The 19,655-nt window shown below is 61.2% G+C and carries 17 protein-coding genes; 2 read left to right on the top strand and 15 right to left on the bottom strand.

The features are described from left to right. Window positions 1-9: 9 nt before the first annotated feature. The 7 genes from ITX55_RS12685 to ITX55_RS12655 all read right to left on the bottom strand — a co-directional run bounded on the left by ITX55_RS12685 (window position 10) and on the right by ITX55_RS12655 (window position 5,545). On the bottom strand, window positions 10-1,221 hold the full coding sequence (locus tag ITX55_RS12685; protein WP_033644718.1) for an NAD(P)/FAD-dependent oxidoreductase: 1,212 nt from the start codon (window positions 1,219-1,221) through the stop codon (window positions 10-12). Continuing rightward, a complete protein-coding gene (locus tag ITX55_RS12680) occupies window positions 1,218-2,159 on the bottom strand; it encodes a VOC family protein (RefSeq protein WP_047573726.1) in 942 nt (313 codons plus the stop codon). Before ITX55_RS12680 ends, ITX55_RS12685 begins: the two co-directional genes overlap by 4 nt. 109 nt (window positions 2,160-2,268) lie before the next feature. Next, a complete protein-coding gene (locus ITX55_RS12675) occupies window positions 2,269-3,063 on the bottom strand; it encodes an IclR family transcriptional regulator (RefSeq protein WP_033639418.1) in 795 nt (264 codons plus the stop codon). Between the two features lie 37 nt (window positions 3,064-3,100). Then, the gene (locus ITX55_RS12670; RefSeq protein ID WP_108681955.1) at window positions 3,101-3,856 is read right to left on the bottom strand and encodes an SDR family oxidoreductase; all 756 of its coding nucleotides are present in this window, start codon (window positions 3,854-3,856) and stop codon (window positions 3,101-3,103) included. Next, window positions 3,853-4,896, bottom strand: a complete 1,044-nt coding sequence (locus tag ITX55_RS12665) for an aromatic ring-hydroxylating dioxygenase subunit alpha (RefSeq protein WP_033652735.1) — start codon at window positions 4,894-4,896, stop codon at window positions 3,853-3,855. The genes ITX55_RS12670 and ITX55_RS12665 overlap by 4 nt, the downstream gene beginning before the upstream one ends. A 20-nt stretch (window positions 4,897-4,916) precedes the next feature. Continuing rightward, window positions 4,917-5,225, bottom strand: coding sequence for a recombinase-like helix-turn-helix domain-containing protein (locus tag ITX55_RS12660; RefSeq protein ID WP_019456046.1), 309 nt, complete (start codon window positions 5,223-5,225; stop codon window positions 4,917-4,919). A gap of 2 nt (window positions 5,226-5,227) precedes the next feature. After that, on the bottom strand, window positions 5,228-5,545 hold the full coding sequence (locus tag ITX55_RS12655) for a non-heme iron oxygenase ferredoxin subunit (protein WP_004937614.1): 318 nt from the start codon (window positions 5,543-5,545) through the stop codon (window positions 5,228-5,230). 397 nt (window positions 5,546-5,942) lie between these two features. On the opposite strand from ITX55_RS12655, the gene ITX55_RS12650 reads away from it, so the two are divergent. Further along, window positions 5,943-7,184 (top strand): MFS transporter, encoded by a 1,242-nt coding sequence (locus ITX55_RS12650; protein ID WP_108681957.1) that lies wholly within the window; start codon window positions 5,943-5,945, stop codon window positions 7,182-7,184. Window positions 7,185-7,294: 110 nt separating this feature from the next. Here the strand turns inward: ITX55_RS12650 and ITX55_RS12645 are convergent, their stop codons facing one another. The 3 genes from ITX55_RS12645 to speA form a co-directional block, all read right to left on the bottom strand. After that, entirely contained in the window at window positions 7,295-7,447 is a 153-nt protein-coding gene (locus ITX55_RS12645; protein WP_182073848.1) for a Hok/Gef family protein, read from the bottom strand. Window positions 7,448-7,783: 336 nt separating this feature from the next. Beyond that, window positions 7,784-8,704 (bottom strand): agmatinase, encoded by a 921-nt coding sequence (gene speB, locus ITX55_RS12640; RefSeq protein ID WP_004937606.1) that lies wholly within the window; start codon window positions 8,702-8,704, stop codon window positions 7,784-7,786. A 193-nt stretch (window positions 8,705-8,897) separates the two neighbouring features. Next, a complete protein-coding gene (speA, locus tag ITX55_RS12635) occupies window positions 8,898-10,874 on the bottom strand; it encodes a biosynthetic arginine decarboxylase (protein WP_028127388.1) in 1,977 nt (658 codons plus the stop codon). A gap of 908 nt (window positions 10,875-11,782) precedes the next feature. Between speA and metK the strand changes: the two genes are divergently transcribed. Next, the gene (gene metK / locus ITX55_RS12625; RefSeq protein WP_223085103.1) at window positions 11,783-12,937 is read left to right on the top strand and encodes a methionine adenosyltransferase; all 1,155 of its coding nucleotides are present in this window, start codon (window positions 11,783-11,785) and stop codon (window positions 12,935-12,937) included. 124 nt (window positions 12,938-13,061) lie between these two features. On the opposite strand, the gene ITX55_RS12620 is transcribed toward metK, so the two are convergent. The 5 genes from ITX55_RS12620 to fhuA all read right to left on the bottom strand — a co-directional run bounded on the left by ITX55_RS12620 (window position 13,062) and on the right by fhuA (window position 19,452). Continuing rightward, complete coding sequence (locus ITX55_RS12620) at window positions 13,062-13,214, bottom strand: Hok/Gef family protein (protein WP_004937610.1); 153 nt, start codon at window positions 13,212-13,214, stop codon at window positions 13,062-13,064. Window positions 13,215-13,524: 310 nt separating this feature from the next. Continuing rightward, window positions 13,525-15,510 carry a Fe(3+)-hydroxamate ABC transporter permease FhuB gene (gene fhuB / locus ITX55_RS12615; RefSeq protein WP_223085101.1) on the bottom strand — a complete coding sequence of 662 codons (1,986 nt, stop codon included), beginning with the start codon at window positions 15,508-15,510 and terminating at the stop codon, window positions 13,525-13,527. After that, window positions 15,507-16,415, bottom strand: a complete 909-nt coding sequence (gene fhuD, locus ITX55_RS12610; RefSeq protein ID WP_164106403.1) for a Fe(3+)-hydroxamate ABC transporter substrate-binding protein FhuD — start codon at window positions 16,413-16,415, stop codon at window positions 15,507-15,509. The genes fhuB and fhuD overlap by 4 nt, the downstream gene beginning before the upstream one ends. Next, window positions 16,415-17,212 carry a Fe3+-hydroxamate ABC transporter ATP-binding protein FhuC gene (gene fhuC / locus ITX55_RS12605; RefSeq protein ID WP_033651341.1) on the bottom strand — a complete coding sequence of 266 codons (798 nt, stop codon included), beginning with the start codon at window positions 17,210-17,212 and terminating at the stop codon, window positions 16,415-16,417. Before fhuC ends, fhuD begins: the two co-directional genes overlap by 1 nt. A gap of 47 nt (window positions 17,213-17,259) precedes the next feature. After that, on the bottom strand, window positions 17,260-19,452 hold the full coding sequence (fhuA, locus tag ITX55_RS12600) for a ferrichrome porin FhuA (RefSeq protein WP_033651340.1): 2,193 nt from the start codon (window positions 19,450-19,452) through the stop codon (window positions 17,260-17,262). Window positions 19,453-19,655 lie beyond the last annotated feature (203 nt).

The following is a 19,655-nucleotide window of genomic DNA, read 5'->3' as shown; positions in this document are numbered from 1 at the left end:
GTTCGGGCGTTATTTCAACGCCATCAAAGAAAACTCCGCATCCGCCAGCTGCTGCGGATCCAGCACCCGGCCGCTCGCCAGCCAACGCTTGCCGAGCTTGATGGTGCGCGCGTCGTTGAACGCCACCATCTGCACCAGCTGCCGATCGGCGTTCAGCGTGAAGAACACCTGCGACTGCGGCGTGCGGCGCACCACATGGTGCACGCCGCCGCTCGGCACGCCGAGGATCTGGATATTGACGTCGTATTGATCCGACCACAGCCAGGCCACGTCGTCATACGGAGCGGCGAAGGCGTCGAGCATTGCGCAGGCGGTGCTGATGGCCTGATTTTGCGCGTAGGCCCAGGACTGCAGGCACAGGCCGAGCGTCGGGTGGCGCGCCACATCGCCCGCGGCGAAGATCGCCGGATGGCTGGTGCGCCCCTGGCCGTCGACCACAATGCCGGACTCGATAGCCAGCCCGGCGCTGCGCGCCAGTTCGAGATTCAGCTCGACGCCGATCCCCACCACCACCAGATCGAAGGCCTGCGGATCGCTGACTTCGCTGCCGATCCAGGCGACGCCGTCGCGATCTTCCAGCGAGATCTCGCCGCAGCCGCACAACACCGTCACGCCCTGCCGGCGATGCAGTTCGAGCAACGCCTGTGAGACATCGGCGCCGACGCTGCGCATGCACAGCGCAGGCTGGCGCTCAAACACCGTCACCTCAACGCCGAGACGGCGCGCAGAAGCGGCGATCTCCAGCCCGATCCAACCGCCGCCGACGATCGCCAGGCGACGGCAACTCTGCAGGCCCTGCCGCAACCGGGCCGCATCATCCCAGGAACGCAGCGTCATCACGCGCGGGTGCTGCGCCCAGGCGGCGCCCGGCAAACGCGGCCGCCCGCCGGTGGCGATCAGCAACTGCTCGAACTGCAGCCGTCGCCCGTCGCTGAGCGTGACGATTTGCTGTTCGGCGTCGATAGACTCGGCGCGCAGCGGGCGACGCCAGTCGATGTTCAGCTCCGCCACCGCCTGTTCGCTGAACAGCCGGCTCAGGGGAGCCGCGGCATCCAGCAGCGCCGCTTTCGACAGCGGCGGCCGCTCGTAAAAATCGTAGGGTTCGTCGCTTATCACCGTCAGCCGGCCGCTGTAACCCCGGTCACGCAGCGTCTTGGCCGCCCAACCGCCGGCCTGGCCGCCGCCGACGATGACAATGCCCGCCTGTTCCGGCCGGTTCATAACGCTTGCGCCTTTTTATGCTGGCGGCGCGTGTCGTGATCGATGCCGCCTTCTACCGCCCATTCGGTGAAGGAGACCAGCGAATGTTCCAGCTCGCGCGGCTGCCAGTTTTCCGTCAGATAATCGTCGTTGGTGTAGTACTCGAACGCGCCGCCGGTCGGGCTGTTGACGTACCAGAAATACGCCGAGGAAATCGGGTGGCGGCCAGGGCCGATGAAGGTGCTCCACTGCTCTTTGTTCATGGCGATGCCGCCGCCGATCACTTCATGGATATCGCGCACGGTGAACGCCACATGGTTCAGGCCGCGTGGGCGGTTAGGCAGCTTCAGCAGGAACAGATTATGGTGGCCGCCGCGCGCCTGGGTGCGCAGGAAGACGGCTCGATCGATATAGCGATCGGAAACCTGGAAATCCAACAGCTCGCGGTAGAAACGCTCGGTCGCCGCCAGATCGTCAACGAAGAACACCACGTGGCCGATATTGATCGGCTGCGCCTGCGAATAGACCGGGCTGGGTTGATCGATGCGGCGCACGTCGCCCCACTGGTTGATCGGCGTGACCGGCACTTCGACCGCCTGCTGGCGGCTGACGACAAAGCGCAGCGTCATGCCGTTGGGATCGCGGCATTCCAGCTCTTCCCCCACCTGACGAAAACCGGGCATCAACGCCAAACGCGGCTGCAGGCGCGCCAGATCCGCGGGCGATGCCACGCCCCAGGTCATGCGGCGCAGGGTGGAACCGCCTTCAAACGCCGCAGGCAGCGCCGCGCTTTGCAACGGGTGCAGAACGACCCGCGCCCCGCTCAGGGTAGTGAATTCGCGCTGCGGTTCGCCCCAATGTTGCGTGGCGGGCTGCAGGCCAAAGTCATGCATGAATTTTTCGCAGGTTGGCAGATCTTCGACGCCAAACTCCAGTTTTTCGATTCCGATTACGCTCATTGCTCAGCCTCACGTTCTCGCTGTATACGGTTTTCAGGCATGACTGAACCCCGGCCCCTGTTTGCTGTGGGCCTTATCCCTGCCTGAGTGAAAGAGTCGGTCCTGTCGGTTAGCCGACGTTGGCCTGCGGCGGCGCGCCGAGGAAGCCGGAAATTTTCTCCGCCGCATCTCGCACTTCCATGCGCAGCCGCTCGCGATCCGCTTTCGGGATCTCATCGGACGGCACCATGATGCTGACCACCGCCTCGACCCGCTGCTCACGGTTGAAGATCGGGTAGACGATCGAGGAGATGCCGTGGCGGAAGAACGATTCGCCGATCACATAGCCGCGCGCCTTGTCTTGCTGCACCATCTGCCACAGCGTTTCGCGATCCGCCGGGGTGCCCGGCGCGTTGCCCGGCAGCTGCTCGTCCGGATAGAGTTGTTCGAACTCGCTGCGGGTGGCGCTGGTCAACAACATGCGGCCGAGCGAGGTTTGGTGCACCGGCAAACGGGTGCCGACGCTGACCTGATTGATCTGAGAACCGGCGGCGCTGACGCGGGCGATATAGATAACGTCGCGCCCGTCGCGGATCGCCAGATGGCTGCTGCACTGGCTGCGATCGCGCAGCTGTTCGATCACCGGCTGGCCGGCCTGCGCGACGTCCAGCGACGCGATGTATTCGAAGCCGAGACGCAGCACCTTGATGCCCAGCGCGAAGGTATTGGTGCGCGGATTGCGCTCCAGAAAGCCCAGGTGCTCGAGCGTCTGTACCACGCGGTAGGCGGTGGCCTTCGGCATATCGACCAGGCGATGCAACTCGGCAAAGGTCATTTCCTTATGCTGCTCGCCAAACGCCAGCAGCAACTGCAATCCGCGATCCAGTCCCGGGATCAGATACTTACATGCTTGCTCGTCCGCCATCTCTCGCTCCTGCGCTGTGCGCCTGCCCTGCGGGCCGTCAGTTGAATACGAAGCCGCCGTTGACCGGCAGCAGTTGGCCGGTGACGAAATCCGCCAGCGGCGACAGCAGATAAAGCACCGTGCCGTTCACATCGTCCGGATGCTGCGCCCCGGCCAGCGCGCGCCCCTGTTCATACAGCTGATGGCGCTCGGCGGGCACATACTCGGTGGCTTCCACCCGCGTCAGGCCAGGCGCAATAGCGTTGACGCATATGCCCTGCGGGCCCAGCTCGCGCGCCATCGATCTCGTCATCGCGATCACCGCGCCTTTGCTGGCGACATAGGCCATCAGGCGCGGCGCGCCCCACAGCGCGGTGTCCGACGCCACGTTGACGATCTTGGCATGCGGGTTGCGCGCCAGCAGCGGCACTGCCGCCTGGCTCACCAACCAGGTGCCGCGCACGTTGACCTGCATTACCCGATCCCACAGATCGATGTCGTATTCCATCATGGTTTTACCGCCGACGCCGGTCGCCAGCGCCGCGTTGTTCACCAGCCCGTCGATCCCGCCGCCTGTGGCGATCTTCTCGAACGCCGAACGGATCGAATCCGGTGAGGCCAGATCGATGATTTGCATTTCCACCTGAGCGCCCTGCTCGCGCAGCGCGGCGCCGCTCGCCGCCAGCTCATCCGCCAAAATGTCGCACATCACCACCTGCGCGCCGCCAGCGGCGATGGCGGCGGCGAAGCTGTAACCCAGGCCGCGCGCCGCACCGGTAACCACGATACGTTTACCGTTCAACAGGCCGTTCACTGCGCCGCCTCCCGCTCGCGCAGCGTCGCCAGCTGTTTCTGCGCCTCTTTCTGCATCAGGCGGCGCAGGCGTGAAAGACCGACGTCGTGCTGGTACAGGTATTCGCGGCCACGGGCGTTAGGCGCCATGTTTTCAAGCACGATGCGATCCTGCTCGAGGACGTCCCAATGCAATGATTCCAGGCGATTGCGATACATGAAGCGCCACATGTCGCGCTGCCAGTCTTTGACCTTACGGATGCGCCAGAAGAATACCCGGCAGTGATCCTTGTCTTCCGGCACCACCATGCCGATGATCCAGAAGTGGCCGCCCGGCCCGAAACGTTTCTTGTACGGGATCGACAGACGCATCCAATACGCGCCGCTGTTGCCGAACTCCACCCAGTCGAAATTGACGCCGATCTGGCCGTTTTTCTTGAAGATAAACCCGCTGTCGGTCGGCTCCAGCCCCATGTCCGCCTTGCGATCACCTTCCGCCATCGAGTGCGAGGAAGAGTGCAGGTAGGTGCCGTGCATCGGATCCATCACGTTTTCCAGGGCGTATTGGTAGTTGCAGTTCCAACTGGCGGTACACAAGAAGTGGCTGTACGACGCTTCGTCCGCCAGCTCTTGCGGGAAAGTCAGCTCCGCCGGCGCTTCATCCGCCGTCACGCCAAAATAGAGGAACACCGCGCCGTAGGCTTCTTTGGCCGGGTAAGCGCGCAGGCATTTTTGCCCCACCAGCGGGCAGCGATCCACCGCCGGCACGTCTTTCACCGTCCCGTCGCCGCCGACTTCCACCCCGTGATACCAGCAGGCGATGCGATCGCCGAGGTTCCACCCCATGGAAAGCCGCGCGCCGCGGTGCGGGCAGCGATCTTCCAACGCGTGGATCTGGCCTTCACCGTCGCGCCACACCACGATTTGTTGCTCAAGGCGGGTGATGCCGACCGGATTGTTGCCCACTTCCCAACTGGCCAGCACCGGATACCACATGCCGCGCAGCCCCTGGTCAAGATAGTCCTGCAAGCTCTGTTCGGAGGATGTTGTGTTTGCTGTCATTGTCTTCTCCCGGGTGTCGATCAGAAACCGTTAACGTGAAGGAATTCGCGGAACGTCGCTTCATTCCACGGCTGGCCGCTGCGATCGAACAGGCGGCGCTGATTCAACGCGCTGACGATCTGTTCCAGCTCTTCCGCGCCCTGATCGAAAATCGTTTCCAGCGCCGCCACCAACGCGGTTTCGAAACCGTCCGGCACCCGGGCGCGGTTTTGCCACACAACGTTGCGGAACTGGCCCGGCTGATGGATTTGACCGTTGCCGCCTTCGCGGGCCGGCGTCACCTGTTGGGTGTCCGGCAGCCAGGGATTGAAATCGGTGATGTGCTGCATGATTACTCCTCCGCGATAAAGGTGATCTGGATTTGGTTGTCGACCACCCGGGTGGGATAGGTTTGCAGATCGCGGCCGCCCGGCTCGCGCAGGCACTGGCCGGTACGCACGTCAAACAGCGCTTCGTGCAGTGGGCACTCAACCTTGCCGTCGTCAACAAACCCCTGGCTGAGCAAGGCGTAAGCATGCGGACAGACGTCTTCCAGCGCATAGTAGTTACCGTCGAGCAGGTAAACCCCGATCTCTTTGCCTTCCACTTTGCCGGAGAAAGGAAAATCTTCTTTCACCTGAGACACTTCGCACACATTCTTCCAGCTCATTGCTTTTATCCTCTATCTGATTGTTTCATATATGAAACTCAGTTTCTTATTTAATACAGTCACTATAAGTCTGGCGAAACTTTCGTCAAGCGAGCGGCGCGGCAAATGTTAATGAAAGGTTGTTTAAAAATGACAAATGCGGGAAGGATCACGAAATAATGCACCGATATGAAAAACCTATGTCAGTTGTGCGCTCTTCAGCTAATTTATGGCAAAAATTGCGTTGATCCTGGCGGCGCATTGCGCGTAAAAGAGTTCTCTCGCTGTCTTTTACATCCAATTTTATAACAATAAATTTACATAAATCGGCCTCATCCCAGCGTTTGCGCGTAATGGCATCCGCAGGTGAGTTTACTGCTGCCTGAATTCGTCAACCGCTCGCACTGAGGAACGCGCCGTGCAACAACGTCAACGCTGGTTTGGGGTGATCGCCCTGCTGTTTCTGATCGTTATCGCCTATGCGGATCGGGTTAATATCGCCGTGATGTTGGTCAATCCCGACTTCCTGCAACACTTTCAACTCGGCGGTGACCGCGCCCATCAGGGCACGCTGATGACGGTGTTTTTACTCGGTTACGGCCTGTCCGCCATGTTGCTGACGCCGTTTCTGGAAACGCTGATGGGTTACCGCCGCGCGCTGACGCTGAGCGTCGTGCTGTGGGCGCTGCTCACCGCCGCGTCGCCGCTGGCGGGATCGCTGCTGTTGCTGTGCGCGGTGCGCGCGCTGCTTGGCGTCAGCGAAGGACCGCTGTTCTCGCTCAAGACCATGTACATCAGCGGTCATTTCGCCGCCGACGAACGCGGCAAACCCAACGCGGTCAGCGCGCTGGGCGTCTCGTTGGGGCTGGTGATCGGCTTTCCGCTGGTGAGTTTTCTGATGGCGCACTTCGGGTGGGCGATGTCGTTTCACCTGCTGGCGCTGCTCAACCTGCTGTTGGGCCTGGCGCTGGTGCGGCTGTTCGTTCATCCGCTCGCCTTACCCTCATCTTCACGCCCCGCCGATCCTCAGCCGGTGTTGAGCCGCGTCTGGCACACCTTCACGCTGGCCTGGCGCACGCCGATGCTCGGTTGGATCCTGCTGATCGAGATCGCCACGCTCAGCTATCTGTGGGGGTCCAGCGCCTGGCTGCCGGCCTACCTGACCGATGAAAAAGGATTCTCCATCAAGCAGATGGGGTGGATGGCCGCACTGCCTTTCATCGTCAGCATCGCCTCAAAATACCTCGGCGGCGTGCTGCTCGATCGTATCCGCCCCTATCAGGCGCCGCTGATCTTCGTCTTTGGCGGTGCGGCGACCGCGCTGTGCATCTATGGCGTAATGAACAGCCATCAGCTTGGCTGGATCGCGTTCTTCCTGCTGGCGGCCAACGCCTGTTGGGGCGCGCAGGGCGCGGCGATCCCCACGCTGCTCCAGCATTATGCGCGGCCGGAGGCGGTCGGCAGCGCCTATGGGCTGATCAACGGCATCGGCAATCTGTTCTCGGCGTTTGTGCCGATGGCGATGGGCATGGTGATGGCCAGCCAGGGCAAGGTGTCCTCGGGCTTTGCGGTGCTGATCGCCTCGCAGCTGCTGACGCTGCTGGCGGGCGGCGCACTGTTTGGCCGCATGTTGCTGGCGCGCCAGGTGAAGCGGGCATAGCCTGTTCCCGCACCGTTGCGGCAGAGAAAGCCAATGGCCTTGAGAGGGTGCTCATGGATCTGGACGCCAACAACCAGCAGACGGGGGACATCCCCCGTCGCCGGGTTGCCTTACCGTTCGGATTCGTAAGCCAAAATGGCCGCAACCTCCGTAGTGCCCGATCGGATACGCAGCTCACACAGCGTGCTGCGGGTTATCCATGCCAGTGATATTACCGTGGCACAAATAACCACCAATCTTAACAGGCTCCGTTTGTTCGGCATCATGCCTTCTTCTCCTTGCCTCGCGGCGGGTAAGAGGCTAACTTAACGTTGTCTGGCGTTAGAGTTGGCCTCGGGTTGATGAATATCGACTCGGGGCTTTTCTCTTTGTACCTTTCACGCAGGCTCTAGATACAAAGATCCAGAGCACCCGCCCGTAGTATATTCATCCTCCCCGTTATCCCGGTTCCTTTTTACTGACTCCGTTTCATTTCTGCGCAAAATTGCGCAAAGGCGTTGCAACAGACTGAAAATCGCCGCACGGATGGCGACAAATGAAATAAAAAAAGCGGCCCCCATACGATGGGAGCCGCTTTTTCAGCGAGGCGTGGCCTGGCGTCAGGCGTGTTTCTTGGCCGCCTGCAGGTACAGCATCTCCAGACCCAACGTCGCCGCGGCCAGCGCGGTGATCTCGGACTGGTCATAGGCCGGCGCCACTTCCACTACGTCCATGCCGACGATGTTCAGCGACTGCATGCCGCGCACCAGTTTCAGCGCGCGATCGGAAGTCAGGCCGCCGATCACCGGCGTGCCGGTGCCCGGTGCGAACGCCGGATCCAGGCAGTCGATGTCGAAGGTCAGGTACACCGGCATATCGCCGACGATGCCTTTGATCTGGGTCAGCAGGTCGTCCACGCTGCGATCGTTCACCTGCGCGGCGTCCAGTACGGTAAAGCCATTGTCGTGATCGAACTCGGTGCGAATGCCGATCTGCACCGAGTGATGCGGGTCGATCAGGCCTTCGTTCGGCGCATGATAGAACATGGTGCCGTGGTCGAACTTGCTGCCGTTGGCGTAGGTATCGGTATGGGCGTCAAAGTGCACCAGCGCCAGCTTGCCGAAATGCTTGGCGTGCGCGCGCAGCAGCGGCAGGGTGACGAAGTGGTCGCCGCCGAACGAGAGCATGCGCTTACCGGCCTTCAGCAGTTTCTCCGCGTGCGCCTGCAGCTTGTCGCTCATGTCCTGCGCATCGCCGAAGTTGAACACGATGTCGCCGCAGTCAACCACGTTCAGGCGATCGCGCAGATCGAAGCTCCACGGCCAACGGTTGCCTTCCCAAGCCAGGTTGGTGGACACCTGGCGGATGGCCGCCGGGCCATGACGGCCGCCGGCGCGACCGGAGGTCGCCATGTCAAACGGAATGCCGGTGATGACCCACTCTGCATCGCTGTCGTAAGGCATGAAGTTCAGCGGAAAGCGCAGGAAACCAAAGGCGTTGGACACTAATGAATTATCGGACTGATGGCCTAAGGTGCTCATAGTAAACCCTCGTAGTTCAACAAGTTGCCGGGCGCAGACGCCGGGCCGTGACAAAAAAAATCCCTCCCGCGTCGTTAGCCCGACGAGAAAGGGATTTATTCGATGTGTGTTTCGGTGCTACCGATACGGCAGATTATGGCCGCATTTTGTTCATGCTTCAAGGGGGCCGATATAGCCCCCCTGAAGAAGGCGGTTACTCGTCTTCCAGATACGTGTAGCCGTACAAGCCAGCTTCAAACTCTTCCAGGAACTGCGCCTGCAGCTCGCTGTCCAGATCGGTTTCTTTGACTTGATCGCGGAACTTGGACAGCAGCGCGCTCGGATCGAGCTGCACGTACTCCAGCATGTCCGCCACGGTATCGCCCTCGTCGGACAGCTCGGTCTCGACGCTGCCGTCCGGGAACACGTACACGTCAACCGAGGCGGTGTCGCCGAACAGGTTGTGCATGTTGCCGAGGATCTCCTGGTACGCGCCGACCATGAAGAAGCCCAACGCCGGCGGGTTCTCCGGATCGTATGGCGGCATCGGCATGGTGGTCGCCACGCCGTCGCCGTCGACGTAATGGTCGATGGTGCCGTCGGAATCGCAGGTGATGTCGAGCAGCACCGCACGGCCTTCCGGCGGCTTATCCAACCCTTCCAGCGGCAGCACCGGGAACAGCTGATCGATTCCCCAGGCATCCGGCATCGACTGGAACAGCGAGAAGTTGACGTAGAACTTGTCCGCCATGCGCTCTTGCAGTTCGTCGATGATAGGACGGTGTGCGCGGTTGCTCGGATCGAGCTGCTGCTGGATCTTGTTGCAGATGTTCAGATACAGCTGCTCGGCCCAGGCGCGCTTAGTCAGGTCCAGCATGCCGTGCGCGTATTGGGTATGCACGTCGTGCAGATCCATCTGGCTGTCGTGCAGCCATTCGCGCAGCGAGCGGCGGTTTTCCGGCTCGTTCATTTCCAGCCAGGTTTCCCACATGCTTTCCAGCGCGCGCGGCGCGTCGGCTTCCGGCGGCTGCGGTTCGCTGAACTCGTTGCGCTCTACGCCGATCACGTTGGAGACCAGCACCGTGTGGTGCGCGGTCACGGCGCGACCGGACTCGGTGATCACCGTCGGGTGCGGCAGGCCGTGTTCGTTACAGGCGTCGCCGATGCCCCAAATCACGTTGTTGGCGTATTCGTTCAGGCCGTAGTTGACCGAGCAATCGGACTGCGAACGAGTGCCTTCGTAGTCGACGCCCAAGCCGCCGCCCACGTCGAAGCACTGAATGTTGACGCCCAGCTTGTGCAGCTCTACGTAGAAGCGCGCCGATTCGCGCACGCCGGTGGCGATGTCGCGAATATTGGCCAGCTGCGAGCCCAAATGGAAGTGCAGCAGCTGCAGGCTGTCGAGGCGGCCCGCTTCACGCAGGGTTTCCACCAGCTTCAGCACCTGCACCGCCGCCAGACCGAACTTGGATTTTTCGCCGCCGCTCGACTGCCATTTGCCGGAGCCTTGCGACGCCAGACGCGCACGCACGCCCAGGCGCGGTATGACGTTCAGCCGCTCGGCTTCTTCCAGCACCAGATTGATCTCGGACATCTTCTCGATCACCAGGTACACCTTGTGCCCCAGCTTTTCCCCGATCAGCGCCAGACGAATATATTCACGATCTTTATAACCATTACAGACGATCACCGAGCGGGTCATGCCGGCATGCGCCAGCACCGCCATCAGTTCGGCCTTGGAGCCGGCTTCCAGCCCCAGCGGTTCGCCGGAGTTCACCAGCGATTCAATCACGCGGCGATGTTGGTTCACCTTGATCGGATACACCAGGAAATAGCCGCCCTGGTAACCGAAGGACTCACGCGCGCGTTTGAACGCGGCGTTGATAGAGCGCAGGCGATGCTGAAGGATCTGCGGGAAGCAGAACAGTGCCGGCAGACGTTGGCCGTCTTTCTGGCGCGTTTTCACCAGTTCTGCCAGATCGACGCGCGCCTGCGGGACATCCGGATCCGGGCACACGCTGATATGGCCCAGCTCGTTGACGTCATAGTAATTGTTGCCCCAGTAGGCGACGTTATAAGTACGCAGCATCTTGCTGGCATTACGATCATTCATGGCAACCTCCTGCATGGAGCGCAAAGATAAAGACTCGCCCGCAACCGGCGGACGGTGAATCAACAGATCATCAGACATGGTTCGCCTCACATTCCGTACTGACGAAACCGTCAGCCACTATCGCAGCTACAACCCGCGAGAACAACCCAACAAGCCGCGCCGGCGGCAGCGAAGAGAACTGCCGTTCGCGGTCAGCGATCGGTTTATCACTCATATAATTGTAAGACACCCTGTTCAAACCTCGTGAATCGGGCCAAGAAACATCCCACAGGAAGGCTGCAGGCTACCCTTGTTCAGTTCTTCAGACGACCGTTAGCCGGCCCGAGAATCCTGAGTAGCGGCCAAGTGTTTATCGCACCTGGTAAGTGACAGAGAGACAAGACGGGAAATAGCAGAAGAATGTGCGCCAGAACGGCACTGCTGTTGAGAACCAACAACCGGTAGACAACGGATCATTAATCCAACCACCTCCACGCGCGCCGTTCGGAGTGAACGACCCAGCCTCTAAAATAGTGTAAGAACGTGACCGTTCGATGAAGCGGCGGCGCCACGGCGAACGCCCGCGACGGATAATAGCGCAATGCCGGCGAATGCAAAGCGGAAGTTTATCGTACCTTCCCCCACGCCAGACCGCCGTACTGTGCAGCAAATGAACCGCGCGCGCAGTTTATACCGGTAAGCAGGTGAAAAAGCAAAATGAAAATTCGCCGAAAACTGTTTCAAGCGATGAAAATGGCGCCAACCCGTTTGCGCAAAAGAGCGAAAGCGCAAAAAATTACTGGCAATCTGGCTAAACCCTGACCTAAAATAGACGTCCAGATGTTAATCCATCTATACTGGTTAACTGATAAACTGCTTAACGGCTTTGCCTGAGGGGCGTTGCAGGATGCATCTCGCGCCATCAGCGGAAGACCCTTCGCTTCGATGCCGGATCTCCAGCGCTGTGCAGTAATTTCTAACCCGTCTTATGCAAGGTAAAGAACACAATGGCTAAACACCTCTTCACGTCCGAATCCGTCTCCGAAGGACATCCAGATAAAATCGCCGACCAGATCTCCGATGCCGTCCTCGACGCCATCCTGGAACAAGATCCGAAAGCGCGCGTCGCCTGCGAAACTTACGTGAAAACCGGTATGGTGCTGGTCGGCGGTGAAATCACCACCAGCGCCTGGGTCGATATCGAAGAGATCACCCGCAAGACCGTGCGCGAGATCGGCTACGTTCATTCGGACATGGGCTTTGACGCCAACTCCTGCGCAGTGTTGAGCGCCATCGGCAAGCAATCCCCGGATATCAATCAGGGCGTTGACCGTACCGATCCTCTCGAGCAGGGCGCCGGCGATCAGGGCTTGATGTTTGGCTACGCCACCAATGAAACCGACGTGCTGATGCCTGCGCCTGTCACCTACGCGCACCGTCTGGTGCAGCGCCAATCCGAAGTGCGTAAGAACGGCACCCTGCCGTGGCTGCGCCCGGACGCGAAGAGCCAGGTGACCTTCCAATACGACGACGGCAAAATCGTCGGCATCGACGCCGTCGTTCTGTCCACCCAGCATTCAGAAGACATCTCGCTGAAAGATCTGCAAGAAGCGGTGATGGAAGAGATCATCAAGCCGATACTGCCGGCGGAATGGCTGACGGCGGGCACCAAATACCACATCAACCCGACCGGCCGTTTCGTTATCGGCGGCCCGATGGGCGACTGCGGCCTGACCGGCCGTAAGATCATCGTCGACACTTACGGCGGCATGGCTCGCCACGGCGGCGGCGCCTTCTCCGGTAAGGACCCGTCCAAGGTTGACCGTTCCGCGGCATACGCGGCGCGCTACGTGGCGAAAAACATCGTCGCCGCCGGCCTGGCCGATCGCTGCGAGATCCAGGTGTCTTACGCTATCGGCGTAGCGGAACCGACCTCCATCATGGTGGAAACCTTCGGTACCGAGAAAGTGCCAACCGAACAACTGACGCTGCTGGTGCGCGAATTCTTCGATCTGCGCCCATACGGCCTGATCCAGATGATGGATCTGCTGCAGCCGATCTACCGCGAAACCGCCGCCTACGGCCACTTCGGCCGCGAACACTTCCCATGGGAAGCGACCGACAAAGCTGCGCAGCTGCGCGATGCCGCCGGCCTGAAATAAGCCCCGACATCAACATGAAAAACGGCGAGCCAAGGCTCGCCGTTTTTTTTGAACGGATGGGTGCTCATGGATCAACGCATCGACTGCCGGCCAGCGGAGGCAAAGCCCCCGCCGCCGGGTTGCCTTACCGTTCGGATTCGTAAGCCAAAATGGCCGCAACCTCCGTAGTGCCCGATCGGATACGCAGCTCGCACAGCGTGCTGCGGGTTATCCATGCCAGTGATATTACCGTGGCACAAATAACCACCAATTTTAACAGGCTCCGTTTGTTCGGCATCATGCCTTCTTCTCCTTGCCTCGCGGCGGGTAAGAGGCTAACTTAACGTTGTCGTGCGTTAGAGTAGGCCTCGGGTTGATGGATATCGACTCGGGGCTTTTCTCTTTGTTCCTTTCACGCAAGCTCCAGAGACAAAGATCCAGAGCACCCGCCCGCAGTATATTCACCTCCCCCTCTCTTCCCGCGTTCCTTTTCACGTTAAATGTCTTTCTTGCGCAGCGACACGCAACGCCTTGCAAGGCGTTGAAAAAAGGCCCAGCAGCGCTGGGCCCTTGATGGCGGAGAAAGCAAAGTAGGGGAGGGGTGAAGCTTACGACGTCTGCTTACGCAACAGATAAACGAAGTACGGCGCGCGATAAAGGTCGCCAGTAACCCGCGGGATCTGATACGGAAACAGCAGCATCCGCCCGCACCAGTCGGCAAATACCATCAGCAAACCGCCCAACAGCGCGGCGATCACCATTTGCGGCAGCGCGCGGCGGAAGCCCAACATGCGCGCCATGTGCGGCGCCATCAGCCCGACAAAGCTCAGCGGCCCCACGGTCAGGGTCGCCATGGCGGTCAGCGTGGCGGCCAACAACAGGATGGTCAATCGCGCAGGCGTCAACGCAATCCCCACCGAACGGGCGGTGGCCCCGCCGAGCGGCAGAATGGTCAGCCAGCGGCGGCACAGCGGCGCCAATATCATCAATCCGGCGGCGATCAGCGCGGTGCGCAGCGCCTGCGCAGGCTCCACCGAATAGGTTGAACCGGAGAGCCAGGTCAGCAAGCCCCCCATACGCGGATCGCCGCTGGCCAGCAGCAGGAAGATGACGGTGGTAAAGGCGGTGCTGAGCGCGATGCCGGCGAGCAACATGCGTTCGGTCGAGAAACCGCCGCGGCCAGCGGCAATCATGATGATCAGCAGCGTAACGGCCGCCCCCAGACTGCCGGCGGGCAACAGCCAAACGAAGGCGTCGCCCGGCACCATAAACAGCATCATCACGACGCCAAAAGCGGCGCCGGAGCTGATGCCCAACACTTCCGGGCTGGCCATCGGGTTGCCGGTCAGCTTCTGGATCAGCGTGCCGGCGACCGCCAGCATCATGCCCGCCGCCAACGCCGACAGCACCCGCGGCCAGCGCCACGGCAGCAAGGCGTCCAGCTCCGCGCCCAGGCTCCAGTGCCAGCCGCCGGCGTTTTTGCCCAGCATCAGCGCCAGGGTCAGGCCGATCAACAGCACGGCACCGGCCAGCGCTGCCCAGCCAGGCAGATTCCCGCGCTCGGCAGGCACCTTGTCGCCAAGGTTCATCGGCGGCGGCGTGGCGGCGCTGCGCAAACGCGGCAGCAGCCACAGCAGCAGCGGCGCGCCGAACAGCGCGGTGGCCGCCCCGGTCGGGATCTCACGCCACACCTGCGCCACCCCAATCATCACCTGATCGGTCAGCCACAGCAGCAACGCCCCCAGCAACGGCGCCAACATCATGCGATGCGCCAGGCGGCGAGCGCCCAGCATCTTCGCCATCAGCGGCGCAAACAGGCCGATAAAGCCGATAACGCCCACCGCGCTCACCAACATGGCGCTGAAGATGATGGCCAGCCCCAGGGCGCAGAAGCGCGCCATCGACAGCCCCAACCCCAGGTTGCGCGCCACGCCGTCGTCCAGCCCCAGCAGCGTCAGCGGGCGCAGCAATAGCGCCGCCAGCGCACCGGCCACCAGCAAACGCGGCAGGATAAACTGCACCGCGCTCCAGTCCTGTTGGTTCAACGCGCCGGTGCCCCACAGGAACATGCCCTGCAGCTGATCGTAATTAAACAGCGCCAACAGGCTGTTGACTGCGCCGCAGTACAACCCCAGCACCAGCCCGGCCAGAATCAGCGTCACCGGCGACATCCGCTTGCCCCAGGCGACGCCGAACACCAGCCCGCCCACCGCGATCGCCCCCGCCATAGCGGCCAGTTGACGAGTGAACTCGCCCCCCGGCAGCACCCACAGCGTGGCGATGGTCAAGCCGAGCTGCGCGCCGGCGGCCACGCCGAGCGTCGACGGTTCCGCCAACGGATTGCGCAACACCTGCTGGAACAATACGCCGACCAATCCCAGACCGGCCCCGGCCAACAGCGACACCGTCAACCGCGGCAGCAGGCTGTAATGGAACAGCATTTGCCGCACGTCGTCGATGTCCGGCGCGCTCAGCGCCCGCGCCCATTGCGCCGGTGGCAGCTGCTGCGTCAGGTTGTATATCGTCAAACCGCCGGCCGCCGCCAGCAACAGCAGGATCAGCGTCAGCGGCAATTTCCGGATGCCAGCATTCATGCCGCACTCTCCTGAGCCTGCGCCAACAGGCGGCAAAACCGCATCGTCGACAGCGTAGCGCCATAGAACCACACCGCCGGCACCTGCCGCAGCTGGTTTTGCCGCACAAAAGGCAATGACTGCCACAGCGGCGTCGCGCTGACCTTGTTCATCATCGCCTGATTACCGTGATCGAGATAAATGACCCGGGCGTTACGCACCGTGGCCAACCGTTCAATCCCCACCACCGCCGTGCCCCAAAAGTCGGTTTGCTCCTGCCAGGCATTGCGGATGCCGAGCTGATCCATCGCTTCCTGGAACAGGCTTTTTTGACCGATGATCAACGCATGGCGGGTGTCTATCAGGGAAAACAGCAGCAACGGTTGCCGGGTGTAGCTTTGCAGGCGCTGGCGCGCATCCTGCATAAAGCTGTCGAACTGCGCCAGGTGGTTTATCGCCCGGCTTTCTATGCCTAATCGTTGCCCCAGCGCCAGCAGCGACTGGCGGGCGACGGTCAGCGGTTTGCCGCTGCCGTCGTTGAAGCCGAAGCTCATGGTTGGCGCGATGGGTTTGATTTTGCGCGGCGTCGGGCCATAGCCTTGCGACAGCAACACCAGCGAAGGCTGGAGCTGCTGCAGCAGTTCGAGATTCGGTTCAGTGCGCTGGCCGACGTCGACGACCGTCGTCGGCAGCTTCGGCTCCGCCACCCACAGGTTGTAGTTATGGACATCGGCCACCGCCAGCGGCGTCACGCCCAATGCCAACAGCAGCTCGATCGGCAGCCATTCCAGCGCCGCAACGCGCGCGATATCCGGCGGCGCATCCGCCGCTCGCCCGGGCAACGATCCCAACAGCGGCGACAGCGCCAGCGCCATCAACAGGCGGCGGCGCAGCGGATCGTGAGAAGAAGTGAATGCAGAGGACATCAGTAGACAAAACTCACCGGCGCGCCGCCGCTCGGGTGCGGCAACGTGCCCATAGGAATACCGTAAATTTGCTCCAGCACCGGCCCCTGCATCAGTTCCAGCGGGCCGCCCTGGGCGATCATGTCACCGCCGCGCAGCGCCACCAAATGGTCGCAGTAGCGCGCCGCCATATTGATGTCGTGCAGTACGGCGATCACCGTGAGATCGCGTTCGCGGCTCAGGCGCTGGATCAGCGCCAGCACCTCGACCTGGTGCGCGATGTCCAGCGCCGACGTCGGCTCGTCGAGCAACAGGCAGCGGCTGTCCTGCGCCACCATCATCGCCAGCCAGGCGCGTTGGCGCTCGCCGCCGGACAGGCTGTCCACCAGGCGGTGGGCGAACGGCTTCAGCCCCACCAGTGCGATGGCCTCTTCCACCTGTTGGCGATCGTTGGCGCCAAAACGCCCCAGCGCGCCATGCCACGGATAGCGGCCGACGGCCACCAGCTCGCGCACCGTCATGCCTTCCGCCGCCGGCAACTGCTGCGGCAGGTAGGCCACCTGGCGGGCGAAGGATTTGCTGTCCCACTGCGCCAACGGCTGCCGATTGAGCAAGACCTGACCGCCGCTGGGCGCATGGTGCCGCCCGAGCAGTTTCAACAGAGTGGATTTACCGGAACCGTTATGGCCGATCAGGCCGCAGACTTTGCCCTGAGGAAAACGGAGCGACAGCGGTTGCAACAGCACCCGGCCGGGAACGGCGAAGCTGGCGTTATCCAGTGCGAAAGTCGCGCCGGGATTAAGAAGTTTGTCCTGCATAGATCCTGCTTTTTCCGGGGCGACGCGCCGCCGCCCCGGCTATCCGGTTAGAAACGGAAGGTTGCGGTGGCGACCACCTGGCGTTCTGCGCCCCAGTAGCAGGCGTAGTCGCGGTAGCAGCTCGATACGTAAGTCTTGTCGAACAGGTTGTTGATGTTGACGCCCACGGACGAACCCGGCAGGCCAAAGCGCGCCAGATCGTATTTAATGGTGGCGTCCACCAGCGTGTAGTCCGGCACCTTGAAGGTGGTGTTATCGCTGTTGAAGCTCGAGCTGGAGCCAACGTAACGCACGCCGGAACCCAGCGTCAAACCGCTCACCGCTGTTTCGTGGAAGGTATAATCCGCCCACAGCGACGCCATGTGTTTCGGCACTTCGACGGTCGGTTTGCCCTGATAGGTGTTGTCCTTGGTGTACTTCGCATCGGTGTAGGTATAGGAGGCGATCAGGTTGACGTTGGCATTCAACGCCGCCTTGGCTTCCAGCTCCACGCCGCGCGAACGGATCTCGCCGCTCTGCACGCTGAACTGCGCGTTATCCGGATCCGGCGTCAGGTTGTTGTTCTTGGTCAGCTGATACAGCGCGCCGGTCAGCACGATTGGGCGATCCTTCGGTACGTATTTCACGCCGGCTTCATACTGCTTGCCGATCGAAGGTTTGAACGTACTGCCCCCTTGCGTCGTGCCCAAATTCGGCTCAAACGACTCGCTGTAGCTGAAATACGGCGTCACGCCGTTGTCGAACAGATAGTTCAGGCCGCCGCGCCAGGTGAACTGCCGGTCGGTCTGCTGGCTCGTCGAACTCGCATCACGGTTGTAAGCGGAGGTCTTCGCCCAGTCATAGCGCCCGCCCAGCGTCAACAGCCACTGATTCCACTCCCCTTGCTCCTGCACATACAGGCCGGTTTGCTCCTGACGGTTCAAGAAGTTGTAATAAGAACCCACCTCAATAGCATCATTGCCATACTGCGGATGAGTCATGCTCAGAGGGCTGGCGCTGCCATAAATAGCATTAATGTCGTTACGCATGCGTGAGTAATCCACCCCAAACAATAAGGTGTGATCGATCTGCCCCGTTTTCACCTTCGCTTGTGCCTGAGTATCTACAGAGAAGTTGTTCAGGTGTTCCTTCGATTGAACATAGAGGCGATTGATCGTCGTCGGTGATGACAAGCCGAATCCGTAGATGCTCTTCATGTCGGTGTCCACCTGCAGATAGCGCAGATTCTGGCGCACCGCCCAGGTATCGTTGAAGGCATGTTCGAAGCTGTAGCCGATCATCCGCTGCTTGTGCGCCATATAGTTGCTGGCTTCGCCTTCGTTGAAATCGGTCGGCAGCTTACCGCCGTTCGGCAGCGGGATCAGCGTGCCCTGCTTCGGCAGCCAGCCGTAATAACCGGTATAGGGATCGTTTTGAATGTTGGCCAACAGCGTGAAGTTGGTCTTGTCATCCGGGCGCCAGCTAAAGGACGGCGCGATCGCATAGCGCTTCTCTTTGCTCATGTTTTGCTGCGCATCGCTGTCTTTCGCCAGGCCGGTCAGGCGATAGGAATAGATGCCCTGATCGTCCAGCGCGTCGCTGAAATCGAAACCGGTTTGGAACAGGTTATCGGTGCCCATCTTGAACTGGATTTCGCGCAGCGGCTCGGTGGTTGGCCGCTTGCTGACCAGGGCGACCAGGCCGCCGGGGTTGCTTTTGCCGTACAGCACCGAGACCGGGCCGCGCAGCAGCTCGGCGCGCTCGAGGAAATAAGGATCGATGGACGCTTCGCTGTAGTTATCGCCCAGCAGCCGCAGGCCATCCAGATACTGAGTGGTGTTGGTGGCCGGGAAGCCGCGGATCGCCACCGCGTCATAGGTCGTGGAGCTGCCGCGGCTGGCGAATACGCCCGGCGCATAGGCCAGCGCGCCTTTCACCGTATCCGGCTGGCGCATGTCCATCTCTTCACGCGTTACCACGGAAACGGACTGCGGGTTCTTCTCGATCGGCGTATCGGTTTTGGTGCCGGTGGCGCTGCGCTTGGCGACATAGGTGCCGACCGGCCCCCAGGCGCTTTCCTGCTGGGCGGTGTTGCTGCTGCCCACAACGGTAATCGTGTCTTCCTTGGCCGCCGGCTTGGCGTCGGCGGAAAAAGCCGGCATCGCCAGCGTACCCAACGCCGCAGCGACGGTGATCGCTAACGCGCTGACGGGGAGACGGCCCTGCTTGGCCGCGGATGATGAAAGACGCTTGGTCAGCATGATTTATTTCTCTGATGAATTATTAAATGACGAATGTAAACGATAATAATTATTATAAGCGTCGCATTTTATGCAGAAGCCAAATTAAACTGCAAGCCGAATTCATAGGGCAAATAGGTTAAGGATCAGGCGATTAGCCTTGCGGTTAACAGGGAAATAAAACGAGCGGAAAAATAAAAAAGCCCGCAACCAAGGTTACGGGC

The organism is Serratia sp. EWG9, from assembly GCF_019913725.1.
In the GTDB taxonomy this organism is placed as follows: domain Bacteria; phylum Pseudomonadota; class Gammaproteobacteria; order Enterobacterales; family Enterobacteriaceae; genus Serratia; species Serratia ureilytica.
The sequence above is the reverse complement of the archived record's forward strand: the minus strand, read 5'-3'. Positions and strand labels throughout refer to the sequence as shown.

Excerpts from the sequence above, each read along its gene's own strand:
- ITX55_RS12685 (WP_033644718.1), bottom strand. The coding sequence starts at position 1,221 with ATGAACCGGCCGGAACAGGCGGGCATTGTCATCGTCGGCGGCGGCCAG.
- ITX55_RS12680 (WP_047573726.1), bottom strand. The coding sequence starts at position 2,159 with ATGAGCGTAATCGGAATCGAAAAACTGGAGTTTGGCGTCGAAGATCTG.
- ITX55_RS12675 (WP_033639418.1), bottom strand. The coding sequence starts at position 3,063 with ATGGCGGACGAGCAAGCATGTAAGTATCTGATCCCGGGACTGGATCGC.
- ITX55_RS12665 (WP_033652735.1), bottom strand. The coding sequence starts at position 4,896 with ATGACAGCAAACACAACATCCTCCGAACAGAGCTTGCAGGACTATCTT.
- ITX55_RS12660 (WP_019456046.1), bottom strand. The coding sequence starts at position 5,225 with ATGCAGCACATCACCGATTTCAATCCCTGGCTGCCGGACACCCAACAG.
- ITX55_RS12655 (WP_004937614.1), bottom strand. The coding sequence starts at position 5,545 with ATGAGCTGGAAGAATGTGTGCGAAGTGTCTCAGGTGAAAGAAGATTTT.
- ITX55_RS12645 (WP_182073848.1), bottom strand. The coding sequence starts at position 7,447 with ATGCCGAACAAACGGAGCCTGTTAAGATTGGTGGTTATTTGTGCCACG.
- speB (WP_004937606.1), bottom strand. The coding sequence starts at position 8,704 with ATGAGCACCTTAGGCCATCAGTCCGATAATTCATTAGTGTCCAACGCC.
- speA (WP_028127388.1), bottom strand. The coding sequence starts at position 10,874 with ATGTCTGATGATCTGTTGATTCACCGTCCGCCGGTTGCGGGCGAGTCT.
- metK (WP_223085103.1), top strand. The coding sequence starts at position 11,783 with ATGGCTAAACACCTCTTCACGTCCGAATCCGTCTCCGAAGGACATCCA.
- ITX55_RS12620 (WP_004937610.1), bottom strand. The coding sequence starts at position 13,214 with ATGCCGAACAAACGGAGCCTGTTAAAATTGGTGGTTATTTGTGCCACG.
- fhuB (WP_223085101.1), bottom strand. The coding sequence starts at position 15,510 with ATGAATGCTGGCATCCGGAAATTGCCGCTGACGCTGATCCTGCTGTTG.
- fhuD (WP_164106403.1), bottom strand. The coding sequence starts at position 16,415 with ATGTCCTCTGCATTCACTTCTTCTCACGATCCGCTGCGCCGCCGCCTG.
- fhuC (WP_033651341.1), bottom strand. The coding sequence starts at position 17,212 with ATGCAGGACAAACTTCTTAATCCCGGCGCGACTTTCGCACTGGATAAC.
- fhuA (WP_033651340.1), bottom strand. The coding sequence starts at position 19,452 with ATGCTGACCAAGCGTCTTTCATCATCCGCGGCCAAGCAGGGCCGTCTC.